Source organism: Streptomyces sp. NPDC028910 (genome assembly GCF_055564955.1).
This window is the reverse complement of sequence record NZ_JBVHVF010000049.1, coordinates 1-15,816: the sequence shown is the minus strand read 5'-3', so window position 1 is coordinate 15,816 and position 15,816 is coordinate 1. Positions and strand designations below refer to the sequence as shown.

Below are 15,816 nucleotides of genomic sequence, written 5' to 3'. Positions count from 1 at the left end.
AGACTTACACCGAAGCAGATCACCTCCCCCCCCCCCCTCCCCCCCCCCCCCCCCCCCCCCCCCCCCCCCCCCCCCCCCCCCCCCCCCCCCCCCCCGCCGCCGTTTCGCACCCGCGGGCGCTTGCTCGTTCACATGTTCACCGGCTGACCGGATCTTCCCGAGTCGAAAAGCAGGACAGATGCCTGCAAACTAGCCAGGTCGGGATCTTCCCGGCTCCTGCGGGGAGGAGGTAGGAGTGCGAGCGAGACCGAGCCGAGCGGTATCGATGCTGGTCACGTCAGTGATCCTGACCGGACTCCTGGTCCCCGGAGCGGCCGCGCAGCCCACGGGAGACGAGCCCGTGCCCGGCCCCGAGGCGGCCACGGCCGTCGTGGAGCTCGCCGACATCCCCGCCGAGCCCCCCGCGCAGCCCACCCGGCCCGCCGCCCGGGAGCTCTTCGGAGCCGACTGCGACACCGCGATCGAAGGCTCGCAGGTGACGGCGGACTGCCACAACGCCTATCCGGAGACCGACCTGGTGCGGCTGCACGTCGAATGCGACCGCTGGTGGGACGTGGACGGCGACGGCGCCGCCGTGGCCGTCGGCCCGGCCGGCCGGGTCAAGCTCGTCGGCCGCTGCTGGAAGGAAGTCCGCTCGGCGTGGGTCAGCCACCAGCGGCCGTGAGCGGGGCCGCTTCCGCGTTCTCGTCGGCGTCGGGGGCGACGTCGGGGGCGTCCGCGCTCTCATCCCCGTTCTCGTGCCCGTCCTCGCCCGCTTTCCTGCCGAGGCAGGCGAAGGGGTAGCCCGCGGCCTCCGAGGCCGCCGCGTCCCCGTCCCCCCGCCGGATGGCCTCGATCAGCCGGGCGTGGTCCAGATGGGCGGCAGGACGCAGCTGGGTGCCCACGTCCGCCCGCAGCCAGTCGGCCACGAGGTCGCCGAGGTCCGCGTACAGCTCGATCAACACGTCGTTGTGCGAGGCCGTCACCACCGCCATGTGCAGGCTCACGTCCGCCGCCACGAAGACCTCCGCGTCCCCGCCCGCCCAGGCCTCCTCGCGGCGTGCCAGCAGGGCGTCCAGCTGTACGAGGTCCCGCTCGGTCCGCCGTTCCGCCGCCAGCCGGGCCGCCGAGGACTCCAGCGTCGACCGCAGCTCGGCGATGTGCCGCGGCTCGGCCCCGGCGAAGCGCCGGTGCATCACGCCGGCCAGCTCGCTGGTGGCGATGACGTACGTACCCGAGCCCTGGCGGATGTCCAGGAGGCCGTTGTGCGCCAGCGCCCGTACGGCCTCGCGCACGGTGTTGCGGGCGACGCCGAGCAGCTCGACGAGCTCCGGCTCGGTCGGGATGCGGGCGCCGACCGGCCACTCGCCGGAGGTGATCTGGTTCCGCAACTGGGCGATCACCTGATCGACGAGCGCGGAGCGCCGGGGCGAGGTCAGCGGCATGGGTTCCTCTCAAGGGCGACTGGACAACCAATCATCCCATGATTCTATGATGGCGGAATGTCCGACGATGAAACACAGACGCTCGACCGGCCCGCCCGGGGCCACAAAAAGCCCTCGGGGCAGGCCCCCGGCGAGGCCGCCGCACACCGCGCCGCGGCCACCGCACTCACCCCGCAGGCGCCGGCGCAGCCGACCTGGCTCGGTCCTGTGCTCATCGTCGGAATCGTGCTGGCCGCGCTCAACCTGCGGCCCGCCATCACCAGCCTCGGGGCCCTCTTCGAGGAGACCCGCACGGGCCTCGGCATGAGCGGCACCGTCGCCGGACTGATCACCTCCGTCCCCGCCCTCTGCTTCGCCGTCTTCGGCGTCACCGCGCCCCGGCTCTCCCGCCGCTTCGGCCCGGCCGCCGTGGTCTGCGCCGGCATGGCCGCCGTCGCCACCGGCCTGCTGATCCGCCCCTTCGCGACCGGTGCCGCCGGTTTTCTCGCCGCGAGCGCCCTGTCCCTGGCCGGCATAGCCCTCACCAACGTCCTGCTCCCGGTGATCGTCAAGCGCTACTTCCCGGACAGGGTCGGCACCATGACCGGCCTGTACTCCATGTCCCTGGCCGCCGGGACCTCGCTCGCCGCCGCCGCGACCGTCCCGTTGACCGACGCCCTGGGCGGCAGCTGGCGTACCGGCCTGCTGATGTGGGCCGCGCTCGCCCTGGTCGCCGTACTGCCCTGGCTGCCCGTCGCCCGCGCCTCCCGCCGGGCCGACCGGGCCGAACGGGCCGACTCCGCCGACCGGGCCAGGGCCGCCGCCGACTCCGGCGCGGCCACCGCCGTACGGGCCGACGCCGGCCCGCGGGTCGTCCGCAGCCGCACCGCCTGGGCCCTGGCCTGCTACTTCGGCCTCCAGGCCACGGGCGCGTACATCACCATGGGCTGGCTCCCGCAGATCTTCCGCGACGCCGGGGTCTCCGCCTCCACCGCCGGCGTCCTCCTCGCCGTCACCATGGTCATGGGCGTCCCGCTCGCCTTCGTCATCCCCGGCCTGGCCGCCCGGATGAGGAACCAGGGCGCCATCGCCGTCACCCTCGGCGTCTTCGGCCTCACCGGTTACCTCGGGCTGTACTTCGCCCCCGCCGCCGGAGCCTGGGCCTGGGCACTCCTGCTCGGCGTCTCCAACTGCGCGTTCCCCCTCGTCATCACCCTCATCGGGCTGCGCGCCAAGTCACCGGCCGGCGTGGTCAAGCTCTCCGCCTTCGCCCAGAGCACCGGCTACCTCATCTCCATCCCCGGCCCCCTCGTCATCGGCGCCCTCTACCAGCACGGCCGGGGGCACCTCCCGGCGGCGGCCGGGGGAGCGTGGGACCTTCCGCTCGCCCTGATGGCCGGGCTGCTGCTGCCGCAGATCGCGCTGGGCGTCCTGGCCGGCCGGGACCGCACGATCGAGGACGAATGCGGCATGAAAGACTGACCGGCATGTCGCCCGTACTTGAACCGAACCCGCAGAACGGCCGCAAGAAGCTCGGCCTCGTGCTCGGCGCGATGCTCGTCGTGTCCGTGATCATCTCCGTCATAGCCACGATCGCCTCCCCCTGAGGGATGCCGCCCCGTGAAGGGTGGGGACAACCCCACCACCCCTAGGGGGCCAGGCTCAGGGTGAAGTGGGGTGTGCCCCGGATGGGAACCGCTGCTCCGGATCCATAGATTCGTAGGCAGCGAGCCAGTCCCGTCCACACACCCACGGAGGCGGCCATGTCGGCCCCCACGCACTCCCGGCCCCTCCCGTCCGGCAGCACGCGGGCACGCCCCGCCGGCGGCGCGAACGCCCGGCTGCACTGGTGGGCGCTGGCCCTGCCCGCACTCGCCTTCGGCCTCCTGCTGCTGCTCCTCGCCGGATCGGCCGAAGCCCATGCGGCGACCGGCGAGGCCTCGGCCCTGGTCCAGGTCGCGGAGCACATCCTGCGCGCCGTCGGCTGACCTCCCGAGCGCCCCTCACCTCCCGGGGTTGAGCCCCCTCAACACCCTGCGCCCCACGGCTCGTTTCATGCGAAGCTGGGAGCCATGAGCGCCGACACATCCCGCAGGATCGCCCTCCTCCGGCACGCCAAGGCCGACTGGCCCGAGGTGTCCGACCACGACCGCCCGCTGGCGGAACGAGGCCGCAAGGACGCGCCGGCCGTCGGTCTGAAGCTCGCCGACACCGGCATCGCCTTCGACCTGGCCCTCTGCTCCACCGCCGCCCGCACCCGCGAGACCTGGAAGCTCGCCGTCCACGAGATGCCGCACCGGCCGAAGACCCACTACGAGGAGAGGCTCTACGACGCCTCGCTGGGCGAGCTCATCGCCCTGCTGAACGAGACCTCGGACGAGGTCTCCGACCTCCTCGTCATCGGCCACAACCCCGGCATGCACGCCCTCGCCGACGCCCTCTCCGGGCGCGCGGAGGGCGACACCCTGGCGCGTATGACCCGTACGGGATTCCCGACCGCGGCGCTCGCCATCGTCTCCTTCACCGGCTCGTGGAAGACGCTGGAGCACGGGGTGGGCACGCTCGTCGACTACTGGACCCCCAAGGGCCACTGACCGGCGGCGTCACGCGTGAACGGGCCCCGACGGGGCCCGTTCGTATGCCGCGTGTCTGCCGGTCCGTACGCCGCTACGCGCCTCAGGCCAGGTCGGCGGCCTCGATCTCCTCGCGGGTGATCCCCAGCAGGTACAGCACCGCGTCGAGGAACGGCACGTTCACCGCCGTGTGCGCGGCCTCCCGGACCACCGGCTTGGCGTTGAAGGCCACCCCCAGACCGGCCGCGTTCAGCATGTCCAGATCGTTCGCGCCGTCGCCGATGGCCACCGTCTGGGACAGCGGTACGTCGGCCTCCGCGGCGAAGCGGCGCAGCAGCCGGGCCTTGCCCGCCCGGTCCACGATCTCGCCGGTGACCTTGCCCGTCAGCTTCCCGTCGACGATCTCCAGGGTGTTGGCGGAGGCGAAGTCCAGCCCCAGCCGCTCCCGCAGGTCGTCCGTCACCTGGGTGAAGCCGCCGGAGACCACGCCCACCTGGTAGCCGAGCCGCTTGAGCGTGCGGATCAGCGTGCGGGCGCCCGGGGTCAGCTGCACCTCGGCGCGGACCTTGTCCACGACGGAGGCGTCCAGGCCGGCCAGCAGCGCCACGCGGGCGTGCAGCGACTGCTCGAAGTCGAGCTCCCCGCGCATGGCCCGCTCGGTGACCTCGGCGACCTCGGCCTCGCACCCGGCGTGCGCGGCGAACAGCTCGATGACCTCGTCCTGGATCAGGGTCGAGTCCACGTCCATGACGACCAGGCGCTGGGCCCGGCGGTGCAGCCCGGCCGAGACGACGGCCACGTCCACGCCGATGTGCGCGGCGGAGGTGACCAGCGCGGTGCGCAGCGGCTCGGTCTCGACGCCGGAGACGGCGAACTCCACCGCCGTGACCGGGTACTTGGCGAGGCGGAAGATACGGTCGATGTTGCCGCCGACCGCCGTGATCTGGGCGGCGATGGCGGCGGTGGACTCGGCGGTGAGCGGGTGGCCGAGCACGGTGACGTGGGAGCGGCCACTGCCGCGCGGGCGGTTGTCACCGGTACCGGAGAGGATCTCGGCCTGCATCTTGAGGGACTCGGCCCAGCTGTGGACCGTGGCCCGCAGGTCGCCCTCGGCGCCGCCGGCGGGCTTGGTGACGAGGGCGCACAGGACGATGCGGCCACGGGTGACGACCTGCTCGATGTCGACGACGTCGACGGAGTAGGCGGCGAGGGTGTCGAACAGCCCGGCGGTGATCCCGGGACGGTCCTTGCCGAAGATCTTGACGAGGAGGGTGGGGACGTCGGAGGTCTGCGATGCGCTCATGGTGCCCTCACCGTATCTTCCCGACCCCCCACACAGGACCCCCGTCCCACCTCTTGAACGCGCCGCCCGCCCGACTCGGCCCCGGGGGCCTCTCCGGCTTCGCGCCGCTGCGCCGGACTCCGTCCGCCGATGACCGGAGCCCAGGCCTGCGCGGCGCTGCCCGGACTCCGCCCGGCGGCGGCGGACAGGTCCGGTGCCCTGCGGGGCTGTCCCCTCCCCGCCCTTCCACCGTTCCCCGGGCCTCCGCCCCGGACCCGGCTGCCCGGGGACCGCCCGGCCTTCGGGCGCGGCGGCCGGCTTCGGGCGGGGCCTGCGGGGGGCGCCCTGCCATCGCCCTCGGCTGCCCGGCAGGGCTCTCGTTGCGCGGTGCGGGTTCCCGGCGGCAGTGACCGGGCCTCTCAAGCCTCGCCGGCGTTTGAGGCGCGGGGTCTGGGGCGGAGCCCCAGCTGGGTTGCGGGTGTCGGCCCGCGCAGTGGCAGGGAGCGTCGTCAGCGCGGCGGGGCCGGTGGGCCGGGTGGCTTCGGCGGCGGTGGCGGGCCCACCGGCGGGGGAGGCGGGGTGAACGGCGGGCGACGGTGAGGACGCGCGGGCCTCGCCGGCCTCGCCGGCCTCGGCGGGAGGGCCGTGACCGTGACGTCCCAGGAGACGTCCGGATCCTGGCGCGGCGACGCCCCGGCACCCCGACCGTCCCCGCCGGGACCCGGCCCCGGCGGGGCCTCGGCATGCCGACCGTCCCGGCCGGGACCTGGCCCGGGCCGCGGGACCGGCCACCCCGACCCCCCGCCGGGACCCGGCCCGGGCTGCGGGACCGGCCACCCCGAAACCGCGCCGGGCGCCGGCCGCAGGCGGGCCAGCAGTGCACCCGCAGCGCCCGCCCCCGCACCCCAGACCGCGCCCAGCAGCAGCGCGTACGGGGCGTCGCCCCGCAGCTCCACCCCGGCCTCCACCGCCTCCAGGCCCAGCACCGCCAGCGAGGCGTCGGCCGACAGTCCCGTCAGCCACACCAGCACCGCCAGCGTCACCCCGGTCACGGCCGACAGCCGCGCCGCGCACCCGAGGATCCCGCGCCCCGGACTCCGTACGGCCGCCAGCACGCCCGCGTAGAGCATCAGCAGGACCACCCCCGCCGCCAGCAGCCAGATCCGCCCGTCGTACTCCGCGAGCCGGGCCACCGTCACCGGCTCCCGCGCCGAAACCGCCAGCAGATCGTCCAGGGGATCGGGCAGCAGCCGGGCCGACTCGCCCGTGGCCCGGCCGCGCAGCGGCACGAACAGCCCCAGCAGCACCCCCAGCCAGCTCCCGTTCGGCGCCCCCAGCAGCGCGGCACCCAGCACCCGCCGGCCCTCCCCGGGCGCCGCGGCCTCCTCGCGCAGCGCCGCCCAGACCGCCGCGGCCAGCCCGGCCGCCACCGCGACCAGCAGCATCGCCACCACCGCCGAGGCGGCCGGACGCAGCCGGGCGAGCGCCGCCGGCCCGCGCCGCGAGACCAGCAGCGCCACCGCCAGCACCGCGAGCACCCACACCCCCGCACCCAGCAGCGTCGGCCCGAGCTCCACCGAGAACCCCACCCGGGTCCGGGTCCCGATGAGATCCCCGACGAGGTCCGGCAGGTCCGGCAGGTCCGGGAGCAGCCCACCGATGTCACCGACTCCCGGGATCTCGACCTTCGCCGGGGTCCTCGGCCGCGCCGTCCCGTCGAGCGTGACCACGTCGTGCCCGGCCCACGCCAGCCCGCCCGCCGTCGCGACGAGCAGCGCCGTGAGCACCGCGACCCTGGCGGCCGTCTCACCCGGCGCCGCCCCGCCCCGGAGCGAGCGCAGGAACACGTACGCCAGGACCAGCGCCCCGGCCAGCGACACCCCCAAGGGCATGACGTCCAGGGAGCTTTCGGCGCCCGCCCCGGTGACCCCGAAGGCCGACACGTCACCGGAGGGGGTCACGGTGCCGCCGACCGCGAGGACCACGACGGCGGCGGTCATGGCCCCGAGCGAACCTCCCGCGGCGTCAGCTCCCAACAGATGCAGCCCCAGTGCGGCCACCCCGGCCATGACGATCAGGGACCAGCCCACGGCGGCGACGGCGGACAGGAGTACGTCTCCCCAACGGATGCGGCGCATACGGTGAACCCCCGATGCCTACCGAGCGGTACGCGAGGGGACCCCCGGGCGAGAAGTCCCGTATCTCACTCTCCGGGTGACTTTCGGCCCCGTCAACGGGCAGTCGTAGACGCCCCGGCAAGGCCCGGATTCCACATACGGCTGTGGGCCTGAAATAGTTCCCCCGGATGTTCGCCATCCCTAGACTCCCTGACGTCATGGGGGATTCTCGGGGGACTTAAGTGGGGCTGGAGTGCCGGAACTCGTACTGGAATTGAATGGAAGGACCTGGACGCTCGATCCGTCCAGGTCGTACTCGCTGGGGCGTGACCCCCAGGGAGACGTGGTGATCGACGATGCCCGGGTGTCGTGGCGGCATGCCACCATCACCTGGAACGGCCAGGGTTGGGGCATCGAGGATCACGGCAGCACCAACGGCACTTACGTGCACGGGGCCCGGGTCCAGCAGACCCAGCTCGTGCCCGGCACGCCGGTCCATCTGGGCAACGCGACCGACGGCCCGCGGCTGAATCTGAGCGCCGCCGCCGCGCCGCAGCCGGCCGTTGCGCAACAGGCCCAGCAGGCCCCGGGGCAGGCACAGGCGTACGCCGGGCCGCAGGCCCCGGCCTACCAGGCGCCACAGCAGCAGCCCCAGCAACAGGCCTGGGACCAGCAGCAGCACGCCCAGCACCAACAGCACCACGCCCAGCACCAACACCAGCCGCACCAGCCGCAGCAGCCACAGGTGCACCTCCCGCACCAGCAGGGCGGCGCCCCCGCGCCCCGCCCGGCGCAGGGCGGGACGCCGGGCCACGGCGACCGCAGCCCGACGACGTTCCACCAGCTCTCGCTGGGCCACGTCATGCGGATCGGCCGTGCGCTGGAGAACGAGCTGGTGGTCTCCGACCTCCAGGTCTCCCGCCACCACGCCGAGTTCCGCTCGATGCCCGGCGGCCGCTTCGAGATCCACGACCTCGGCAGCCACAACGGCACCTACGTCAACGGTCAGCCGCTGGCCAAGTCCGGCACCATGCTGCTCGGCCCGAACGACATCGTCGGCGTCGGCCACTCGACGTTCCGGATCGTCGGTGACCGCCTCGAGGAGTTCGTCGACACCGGCGAGGTCTCCTTCTCGGCCCGCCACCTCACGGTCACCGTCGACGGCGGCAAGCAGATCCTCAAGGACGTCACCTTCGGCGTCCCGGAGAAGTCGCTGATCGGTGTCATCGGTCCGTCCGGCTCCGGCAAGTCGACCCTCCTCAAGGCGCTGACCGGCTACCGGCCCGCCGACCAGGGCGACGTCCTGTACGACAACCGCAACCTCTACAAGCAGTTCGCGGAGCTCCGCCAGCGCATCGGCCTGGTCCCGCAGGACGACATCCTGCACAAGGAACTGAAGGTCAGCACCGCCCTGAAGTACGCGGCCAAGCTCCGCTTCCCGGGCGACACCGCGGAGTCCGAGCGCGAGGCCCGCATCAACGAGGTGCTGCGCGAGCTCAAGCTCGACATCCACAAGGACAAGAAGATCACCGCGCTCTCGGGTGGTCAGCGCAAGCGCGTGTCCGTGGCCCTGGAGCTGCTCACCAAGCCCTCGCTGATCTTCCTGGACGAGCCGACCTCCGGCCTCGACCCGGGCATGGACCGCGACGTCATGCAGCTGCTGCGCGGCCTCGCCGACGACGGCCGCACGGTCCTCGTCGTGACCCACTCGGTCGCCGAGCTGGCCATCTGCGACAAGCTGCTGGTCATGGCCCCGGGCGGTTCCGTCGCCTACTTCGGCCCGCCGGACGAGGCGCTGAACTTCTTCGGCTATACCACGTGGGCGGACGTCTTCTCGGCCTTCGAGAACTACCGCGACTACGACTGGGCCGGCCGCTGGAAGGGCTCGCAGCACTACCAGCTGTACGCCGCCGACATCGACGCGGTCGCCCCCCAGTCGGTCGCGATGCCTCCGGCCCAGCAGATGCGCCCGCCGAAGCCGCAGGGCTGGGGCTCCCAGCTGTTCACGCTGATCCGCCGCTACGTGTCCGTGATCGCCTCCGACCGGGGCTTCCTCGGCCTGATGCTGATCCTGCCCGCCGTCCTCGGCGTGGTCTCCACGGTCATCCCCGCGACCTTCGGCCTCGCGCCGCCGAAGCCGCCGTCCCAGTTCAACGGCGACGCCGGCACGATCATGCTGATCCTCTGCGTCGGCATGTGCTTCTCGGGCGCGGCGAACTCGGTCCGCGAGCTGATCAAGGAACGCGTCATCTACGAGCGTGAACGCGCGACCGGCCTGTCCCGGTCGGCGTACCTCATGTCGAAGGTGATCGTCCTCGGTGTCATCACGGCCATCCAGGGCGTGATCATCTGCGCGATCGGCTTCACCCCGCGCGACCTGCCGACCGAGGGCCTGCTCATGCCGCCGGCCGTCGAGCTCTGCCTGTCGGTCATCGCGCTCGGCTTCACCTCGATGATGTTCGGCCTGGTGATCTCCTCGCTGGTGAAGACCGCCGAGAAGACCATGCCGCTGCTGGTCATGTTCGCGATCGTCCAGGTCGTCTTCACCGGCATCCTCTTCCAGGTCTACGACTCCCCGGGCCTGGAGCAGTTCGCCTGGCTGATGCCGTCCCGCTGGGCCGTCGCCGCCGCCGGCACCACGCTGAACCTCGGTAAGCTCATGCCGCCGTGGGACCGCGACAACCCGACCAACACCGACCCGCTCTGGGACGCCACGGTCGGCCAGTGGAGCCTGAACATCATCGTCCTGCTGCTCATCGGCATCGCCTGCGGCTTCCTGGTGCAGCGCCTGCTGCGCCGCCACGAGCCCGAGGTCATGCGCGCGGGCAAGTAGCACGCGGCAGGGACCGTACGCACGAACGCCTCAGGGCGGCATCCGGATGTCCGGGTGCCGCCCTGAGGCGCATGGGGGTTCGGGTGCGTCGGAGGCCTAGTAGGCGCTGTTGACGTTGTCCATCGAGCCGTAGCGGTCGGCCGCGTAGTTGCAGGCGGCGACGATGTTGGCGACCGGGTCGTACTGGTCGAACTTGGTGCCCTTGACGTGGTACGCCTTGAAGGTCGGGTAGATGACCTGGAGCAGACCCTTGCTGGGGACGCCGTTCTGGGCGTTGATGTCCCAGTTGTTGATCGCCATCGGGTTACCGCTGGACTCGCGCATGATGTTGCGGTGGATGCCGGCGTAGCTGCCCGGAATGCCCTCCTTCTTCATGATGAAGAGGGCTTCCTTGATCCAGCCGTCAAGGTTGTTCGCGAAGACCGGGGTGCGGGCGGCGGAACGGCTCGCGGCGGCCTTCGCCTCGCGCTCCTTCTTCGCGGCGGCCTCGGCCTTGGCCTTCGCGGCGGCGGCGTCGGCCTTGGCCTTGGCGGCGTCCTGCGCGGCCTTGTCGGCCACGACCTGCTGCACGGAGAGGTGCTGCTGTACGGCCTTCGTCTGCGCGGCGTCGACGACCTTGGTCCAGGCGACGGGGGCGGCGGAGATGGTCTCGGCCTCAGCGGCGTCGGCCGGGACGAGGGAGAAGGCGAGCGCGGCGGCGCTGAAGGTGGCGATACCGGCAATGGACAGCTTGTGTGCCTTCGTCAGACGACTGTGACCGGGAGTGCTGGAAGCAGACATGGCGGGGCAACCTCTTCGAATAGCGGGGGCCGCAGGAAAGCGCCGCGAGGATCTGGGATCCGCGGCGCTGTGCGACGTGAGCAATTCTTAGCGGTGGCAAAAACCTGTGGCAAAGGTGTGACGTACGATCCTGCTTAGTGGATCAGGGCTGGGCGCCGAGGCCTGATTTCAGGCCCCGGCGCTAGGTGCACCCGCGCTGACAGGACCTTTACGTATCCACTAAGCAGCTTCGTAAGTGATGTGGGTCCTATGTGCGGGCTCACATCGAGCACGTAACGGTCTCACCACGCGTTGCGGGAGCAATGCGCTCAGTGATGGCTCTCGTCCTTGAGCAGCAGGTGGACGTCCCCGAACTCGTGCCACAGGCAGAGCCGGTCCAGTGCCTGCGCGTACCCGAGCCGTACGGCGTCCCGCCCCGCGACCGCCTCCAGCATCAGCAGGTGGGACGCCTCGGGCTCGTGCAGCCCGGTCAGCAGCCCGTCCACCACCCGCACCCCGCGCTCCGGCGTCACCACCAGATCGGTCCACCCGCCGGCCGCGCGGACCACCCCTTCCGCGTCCACGGCCGACTCCAGCGCCCGCACCGCCGTGGTCCCCACCGCCAGCACCCGCCCGCCGGCGGCCCTCGCGGCGTTCACCAGCCCCGCCGTCGTCGCCGACACCTCGTACCGCTCGGGGTACGGAGGCTCGTGCGCCTCCTGAGAGGCCACCCCCGTGTGCAGGGTCAGCGGCGCGAACTGCACCCCCCGGCTCACCAGCCGCGCCACCAGCTCCGGCGTGAAGGGCCGGCCCGCGCTCGGCATCTCCGCCGAGCCCGACCCGTCGGCGGCCGGCACCGCGAACACCGTCTGGTAGGCCGACAGCGGCTGGTCCCGCTCCGTGTACGCGTACCGGATCGGCCGCCCGTACGCCCGCAGCAGCGCGGGGACCCCGTACGGCGCCGGGAGGGGCCGCGCCCACCACAGCCGGTCCGCGCCGGCCGCGAGGGGCTCTTCCAGGACGAGGAGGCACCCGCCCGGCAGCTCCACCGCCGCCCCGGCCGGCCCCCCGGCGCGCGGCCGGGTCGTGCCCCGCCCGGCCGGGCTCCGCAGTTCCACCGCCCACCGGCCGTCGTCGCCCCGGGTCGAGAAGTGCACCACCAGGTTCTCGCCGCCCAGCCGGGCGTCCACGGCCGCCGCCAGCGTGGCCGAGGTGTTCACCACCAGCACGTCCCCGGCCCGCAGCAGCTCCGGCAGCTCCCGGAAGGCGTGCAGCGACACCTCCGCACTGCCCCGCGACACCAGCAGCCGCACCGCGTCCCGCCCCAGGCCCGGCCCGCGCTGCTCGGCCGGCACCCGGGCCAGCAGCTCCGGTGGAATGTCCGGTATATACAGTCCCCCTCGTCGCTCTCGTCCCCCGCCGCTGAACGGCCCCCCTTCCCGCAGGGTCCGCCGCCCGCTCACCGCCCGGCCCCCGGCCCCGTCTCCAGGTCCGCTTCCACCGCCGGCCCTTCCGCGGCCAGCCCCTCCGCAGCCGGCTCCTCTGCGGCCAGCCCTTCCGCCGCCGGCCCTTCCGCGGCCAGCCCTTCCACCGCCGGCTCCTCTGCGGCCAGCCCTTCCGCCGCCGGCGCTTCCGCGGCCAGCCCCTCTGCGGCCAGCCCCTCCGCCGCCGACCCCTCCGCCGCCAGCCCCTCCGCCGTGTACCGCCCGCTAGGCAGCCCCTCCGCCACCAGCCGCAGCAGAACCGGAGCCACCTCCTCCGGCGCCGGCAGCCCCGCCAGGTCCTCGCCGGGCTCGGCCGCCGCCATCATCCGCGTCCGCATCGAACCTGGGTCCGCCCACCACACCCGCAGCCCCGGCTCCTCCACCGCCAGGACGGCCGCCATCAGATCCCCCGCCGCCTTGGTCGCCCCGTACGCCCCCCACGTCTCGTACGCCACCACCCCCGCGTCCGAGCTGATGTTCAGCACCGCCCCCGCCTCCGAGGCCCGCAGCAGCGCCAGCCCCTCCTGGATCAACCCCAGCGGCCCCACCACGTTGACCTCGAACGCCTCGCGCAGCCCGGCCAGCGGATGCACCGCCAGCGGCACCAGCGGCTCGGCCCCCAGCACCCCCGCGTTGTTCACCAGCAGGTCCAGCCCGCCCAGCTCCCGCGCCGCCGCCACCAGCTCCGCCCGGTGCGCTCCCGAGGACACGTCCCCGGCCACCGCCACCACCCGCACCCCCGCGGCCCGCTCCAGCGCGGCCGCGGTCTCCTTCAACGCCGCCGCGCCCCGCGCACCCAGCACCAGGTCCCAGCCGCGCGCCGCCAGCTCCCCGGCCAGTGCCCGCCCGAGCCCCCTGGACGCCCCCGTCACGATCGCCACCGACATGACAGCACCCCTCCTCTTCCGTCCCGATCAGCAGATGCCCCCAACCTAGGAAGGGGCCACCCGCCGCCGCGTCGGCCGCGAGCCCCACCCGAGGAGGTCCCTTGGACCTACGTCCACGGTCCGATCACGCAGGTCACGGCCGCGAGTACGGTGAGGCCATGCACACTGGACCCCGCAGCGGCCTGGCCGCCGTGAGCACCGCGCTGCTCGCCATGAGCCGTCGGCTGGAGGTCCGCGACGTCCTGCGCACGATCGTCGTGTCGGCCCGCGAACTCCTCGACGCCGAATACGCGGCCCTGGGCGTCCCGGACGACCACGGCGGCTTCGCCCAGTTCGTCGTGGACGGCATCAGCGCGGAGCAGTGGCGCCGCATCGGCCCGCTGCCCCGCCAGCACGGCATCCTCGCCGCGATGCTCCACCAGGACGGCCCCGAGCGACTGGCCGACGTACGCAAGGACCCGCGCTTCGAGGGCTGGCCGTCCGCCCACCCCGAGATGTCGGACTTCCTCGGCATGCCCGTCCGTGACGGCGAGGAGACCCTCGGCGCCCTCTTCCTCGCGAACAAGCGCGGCGCCCCGGGCGCCCGGCACGCCTTCACCGACGAGGACCAGGAACTCCTCGCCCTCCTCGCCCAGCACGCGGCGATCGCCCTCACCAACGCCCGGCTCTACGAGCGCAGCCGCGAGCTCACCATCGCCGAGGAGCGCTCCCGGCTCGCCCACGAGCTGCACGACGCCGTCAGCCAGAAGCTCTTCTCGCTGCGCCTCACCGCCCAGGCCGCCGCCGCCCTCGTCGACCGGGACCCGGCCCGCGCCAAGGGCGAGCTCCAGCAGGTGGCCGCCCTCGCGGCGCAGGCCGCCGATGAACTACGCGCCGCCGTGACCGAGCTCCGTCCGGCCGCCCTGGACGAGGACGGCCTGGTCGCGACCCTGCGCGCGCACGTCCACGTACTCGACCGCGCCCACACCGCACACGTCACCTTCAGCTGCGACGGCGTACGGGCCCTGCCCGCGACCCAGGAGGAAGCAGTGCTCCGCGTCGCCCAGGAGGCCCTCCACAACGCCCTGCGCCACTCGGAGGGGGACCGCGTCGAGGTCACACTGACCCGGACGCCCACCGGGGGCGCGGTCCTCAAGGTCGTCGACTCGGGCAAGGGCTTCGACCCACGGACCGTCCGCCGGGCGGGCCGGCACCTGGGCCTGGTCTCCATGCGGGACCGCGCGAGCGGCGTCGGCGGCCGCCTCACCGTGCACTCGGAGCCCGGCCAGGGCACCACGATCGAGATGGAGGTCCCCGGTGGCTGACGGCTCCAGCGCCATCCGCGTCCTGCTGGTCGACGACCACCAGGTGGTCCGGCGGGGCCTGCGCACCTTCCTGGAGGTCCAGGAGGACATCGAGGTGGTCGGCGAGGCCTCCGACGGCGAAGAGGGCATCGCCCGCGCCGAGGAACTGCGGCCCGACGTGATCCTGATGGACATCAAGATGCCCGGCACCGACGGCATCGAGGCGCTACGAAGGCTGCGCGAGCTGGCGAACCCGGCCCGGGTCCTGATCGTCACCAGCTTCACGGAGCAGCGCACCGTGGTCCCGGCCTTGCGGGCGGGCGCGGCGGGATACCTCTACAAGGACATCGACCCCGACGCCCTGGCCGGAGCCATCCGCTCCGTCCACGCCGGCCACGTCCTCCTCCAGCCGGAGGTGGCGGTGGCCCTGCTCTCCCAGGACGAGCAGAGCTCCTCCGCGGGCCGGCCCGGCTCGCTGACCGACCGCGAGCGCGAGGTCCTGGGCCTCATCGCGGACGGACGCTCCAACCGGGAGATCGCCCGCGCCCTGGTCCTGTCCGAGAAGACGGTCAAGACCCACGTGTCGAACATCCTGATGAAGCTGGACCTGTCCGATCGGACCCAGGCCGCTTTGTGGGCGGTCAGACACGGAATCGCCGAATGAACCGCGCACATCGGATCGTCCCGCTCCGGTCTGAGATTCATACGGTCGGGTGTATGTAGCCCACATGGCGTATCCCGATCGCCGGGCGACCGTTCTCCATGGCGTGCCGCGACGGCTGGTCGCGGCAGACGTACTGGAGGACGAGAACGTGAAGAACTTCAAGAAGGCCGCAGCCGTCACCATGATCGCGGGGGGCCTCATCGCCGCCGGCGCCGGTGTCTCCTCGGCGCACAGCGGTGCGTCGGCGGAGGGCGAGGCCCGGAACTCGCCCGGCGTGGCCTCCGGGAACCTGCTCCAGGTCCCGGTCCACGTCCCCGTGAACGTGGTGGGCAACACCGTCAACGTGATCGGCCTGCTCAACCCGGCCTTCGGGAACACCGGCGTGAACGCCTGACCCGGCCCGACCCCGGGGGCCCGCCTCCCCCCCCCCCCCCCCCCCCCCCCCCCCCCCCTCCCCCCCCCCCCCCCCCCAGAGCACCCCCACCCCCGCCACATCTTTCGTGTTGGGGTTGTTGCGGTGCCCCCTTAGCC

14 protein-coding genes and 1 pseudogene are annotated in these 15,816 nt (G+C 73.2%); 9 read left to right on the top strand and 6 right to left on the bottom strand.

All coding sequences use genetic code 11. The features are described from left to right. Positions 1-235 precede the first annotated feature (235 nt). Positions 236-664, top strand: a complete 429-nt coding sequence (locus tag ACZ4TV_RS33160; protein ID WP_468138962.1) for a hypothetical protein — start codon at positions 236-238, stop codon at positions 662-664. On the opposite strand, the gene ACZ4TV_RS33155 is transcribed toward ACZ4TV_RS33160, so the two are convergent. Next, complete coding sequence (locus ACZ4TV_RS33155) at positions 645-1,424, bottom strand: FadR/GntR family transcriptional regulator (RefSeq protein WP_468138960.1); 780 nt, start codon at positions 1,422-1,424, stop codon at positions 645-647. The two genes, ACZ4TV_RS33160 and ACZ4TV_RS33155, sit on opposite strands and share 20 nt — an antisense overlap. A gap of 57 nt (positions 1,425-1,481) precedes the next feature. Between ACZ4TV_RS33155 and ACZ4TV_RS33150 the strand changes: the two genes are divergently transcribed. The 4 genes from ACZ4TV_RS33150 (at position 1,482) to ACZ4TV_RS33135 (ending at position 3,997) form a co-directional block, all read left to right on the top strand. Continuing rightward, positions 1,482-2,885 (top strand): CynX/NimT family MFS transporter, encoded by a 1,404-nt coding sequence (locus tag ACZ4TV_RS33150; protein ID WP_468138959.1) that lies wholly within the window; start codon positions 1,482-1,484, stop codon positions 2,883-2,885. Between the two features lie 5 nt (positions 2,886-2,890). Continuing rightward, the gene (locus ACZ4TV_RS33145) at positions 2,891-3,010 is read left to right on the top strand and encodes an SGM_5486 family transporter-associated protein (RefSeq protein ID WP_468138958.1); all 120 of its coding nucleotides are present in this window, start codon (positions 2,891-2,893) and stop codon (positions 3,008-3,010) included. Between the two features lie 156 nt (positions 3,011-3,166). Continuing rightward, positions 3,167-3,391, top strand: coding sequence for a hypothetical protein (locus tag ACZ4TV_RS33140; protein ID WP_468138956.1), 225 nt, complete (start codon positions 3,167-3,169; stop codon positions 3,389-3,391). An 84-nt stretch (positions 3,392-3,475) separates the two neighbouring features. Continuing rightward, on the top strand, positions 3,476-3,997 hold the full coding sequence (locus ACZ4TV_RS33135) for a SixA phosphatase family protein (protein WP_468138955.1): 522 nt from the start codon (positions 3,476-3,478) through the stop codon (positions 3,995-3,997). 82 nt (positions 3,998-4,079) lie between these two features. On the opposite strand, the gene serB is transcribed toward ACZ4TV_RS33135, so the two are convergent. Both serB and ACZ4TV_RS33125 read right to left on the bottom strand, forming a co-directional pair. Beyond that, positions 4,080-5,279, bottom strand: coding sequence for a phosphoserine phosphatase SerB (gene serB, locus ACZ4TV_RS33130; RefSeq protein ID WP_468138954.1), 1,200 nt, complete (start codon positions 5,277-5,279; stop codon positions 4,080-4,082). 488 nt (positions 5,280-5,767) lie between these two features. Continuing rightward, positions 5,768-7,396 (bottom strand): streptophobe family protein, encoded by a 1,629-nt coding sequence (locus tag ACZ4TV_RS33125; protein WP_468138953.1) that lies wholly within the window; start codon positions 7,394-7,396, stop codon positions 5,768-5,770. A gap of 232 nt (positions 7,397-7,628) precedes the next feature. On the opposite strand from ACZ4TV_RS33125, the gene ACZ4TV_RS33120 reads away from it, so the two are divergent. Next, entirely contained in the window at positions 7,629-10,208 is a 2,580-nt protein-coding gene (locus tag ACZ4TV_RS33120) for an ABC transporter ATP-binding protein/permease (protein ID WP_468138952.1), read from the top strand. 96 nt (positions 10,209-10,304) lie between these two features. Here the strand turns inward: ACZ4TV_RS33120 and ACZ4TV_RS33115 are convergent, their stop codons facing one another. The 3 genes and pseudogenes from ACZ4TV_RS33115 to ACZ4TV_RS33105 form a co-directional block, all read right to left on the bottom strand. Further along, positions 10,305-10,988 carry a transglycosylase SLT domain-containing protein gene (locus ACZ4TV_RS33115; protein WP_468138951.1) on the bottom strand — a complete coding sequence of 228 codons (684 nt, stop codon included), beginning with the start codon at positions 10,986-10,988 and terminating at the stop codon, positions 10,305-10,307. Positions 10,989-11,296: 308 nt separating this feature from the next. Then, positions 11,297-12,346, bottom strand: a complete 1,050-nt coding sequence (locus tag ACZ4TV_RS33110) for an S-adenosylmethionine:tRNA ribosyltransferase-isomerase (RefSeq protein WP_468138964.1) — start codon at positions 12,344-12,346, stop codon at positions 11,297-11,299. A gap of 293 nt (positions 12,347-12,639) precedes the next feature. Next, positions 12,640-13,338: pseudogene (locus ACZ4TV_RS33105) on the bottom strand (SDR family NAD(P)-dependent oxidoreductase); the annotation flags it as partial. 158 nt (positions 13,339-13,496) lie between these two features. Here ACZ4TV_RS33105 and ACZ4TV_RS33100 point away from each other — a divergent pair. The 3 genes from ACZ4TV_RS33100 (at position 13,497) to ACZ4TV_RS33090 (ending at position 15,679) form a co-directional block, all read left to right on the top strand. Then, a complete protein-coding gene (locus ACZ4TV_RS33100) occupies positions 13,497-14,642 on the top strand; it encodes a GAF domain-containing sensor histidine kinase (protein WP_468138950.1) in 1,146 nt (381 codons plus the stop codon). Next, positions 14,635-15,285, top strand: a complete 651-nt coding sequence (locus ACZ4TV_RS33095; RefSeq protein ID WP_468138949.1) for a response regulator — start codon at positions 14,635-14,637, stop codon at positions 15,283-15,285. The genes ACZ4TV_RS33100 and ACZ4TV_RS33095 overlap by 8 nt, the downstream gene beginning before the upstream one ends. A gap of 148 nt (positions 15,286-15,433) precedes the next feature. Continuing rightward, positions 15,434-15,679: a chaplin gene (locus ACZ4TV_RS33090; RefSeq protein ID WP_468138963.1), complete on the top strand. Its 246-nt coding sequence runs from the start codon at positions 15,434-15,436 to the stop codon at positions 15,677-15,679. Positions 15,680-15,816 lie beyond the last annotated feature (137 nt).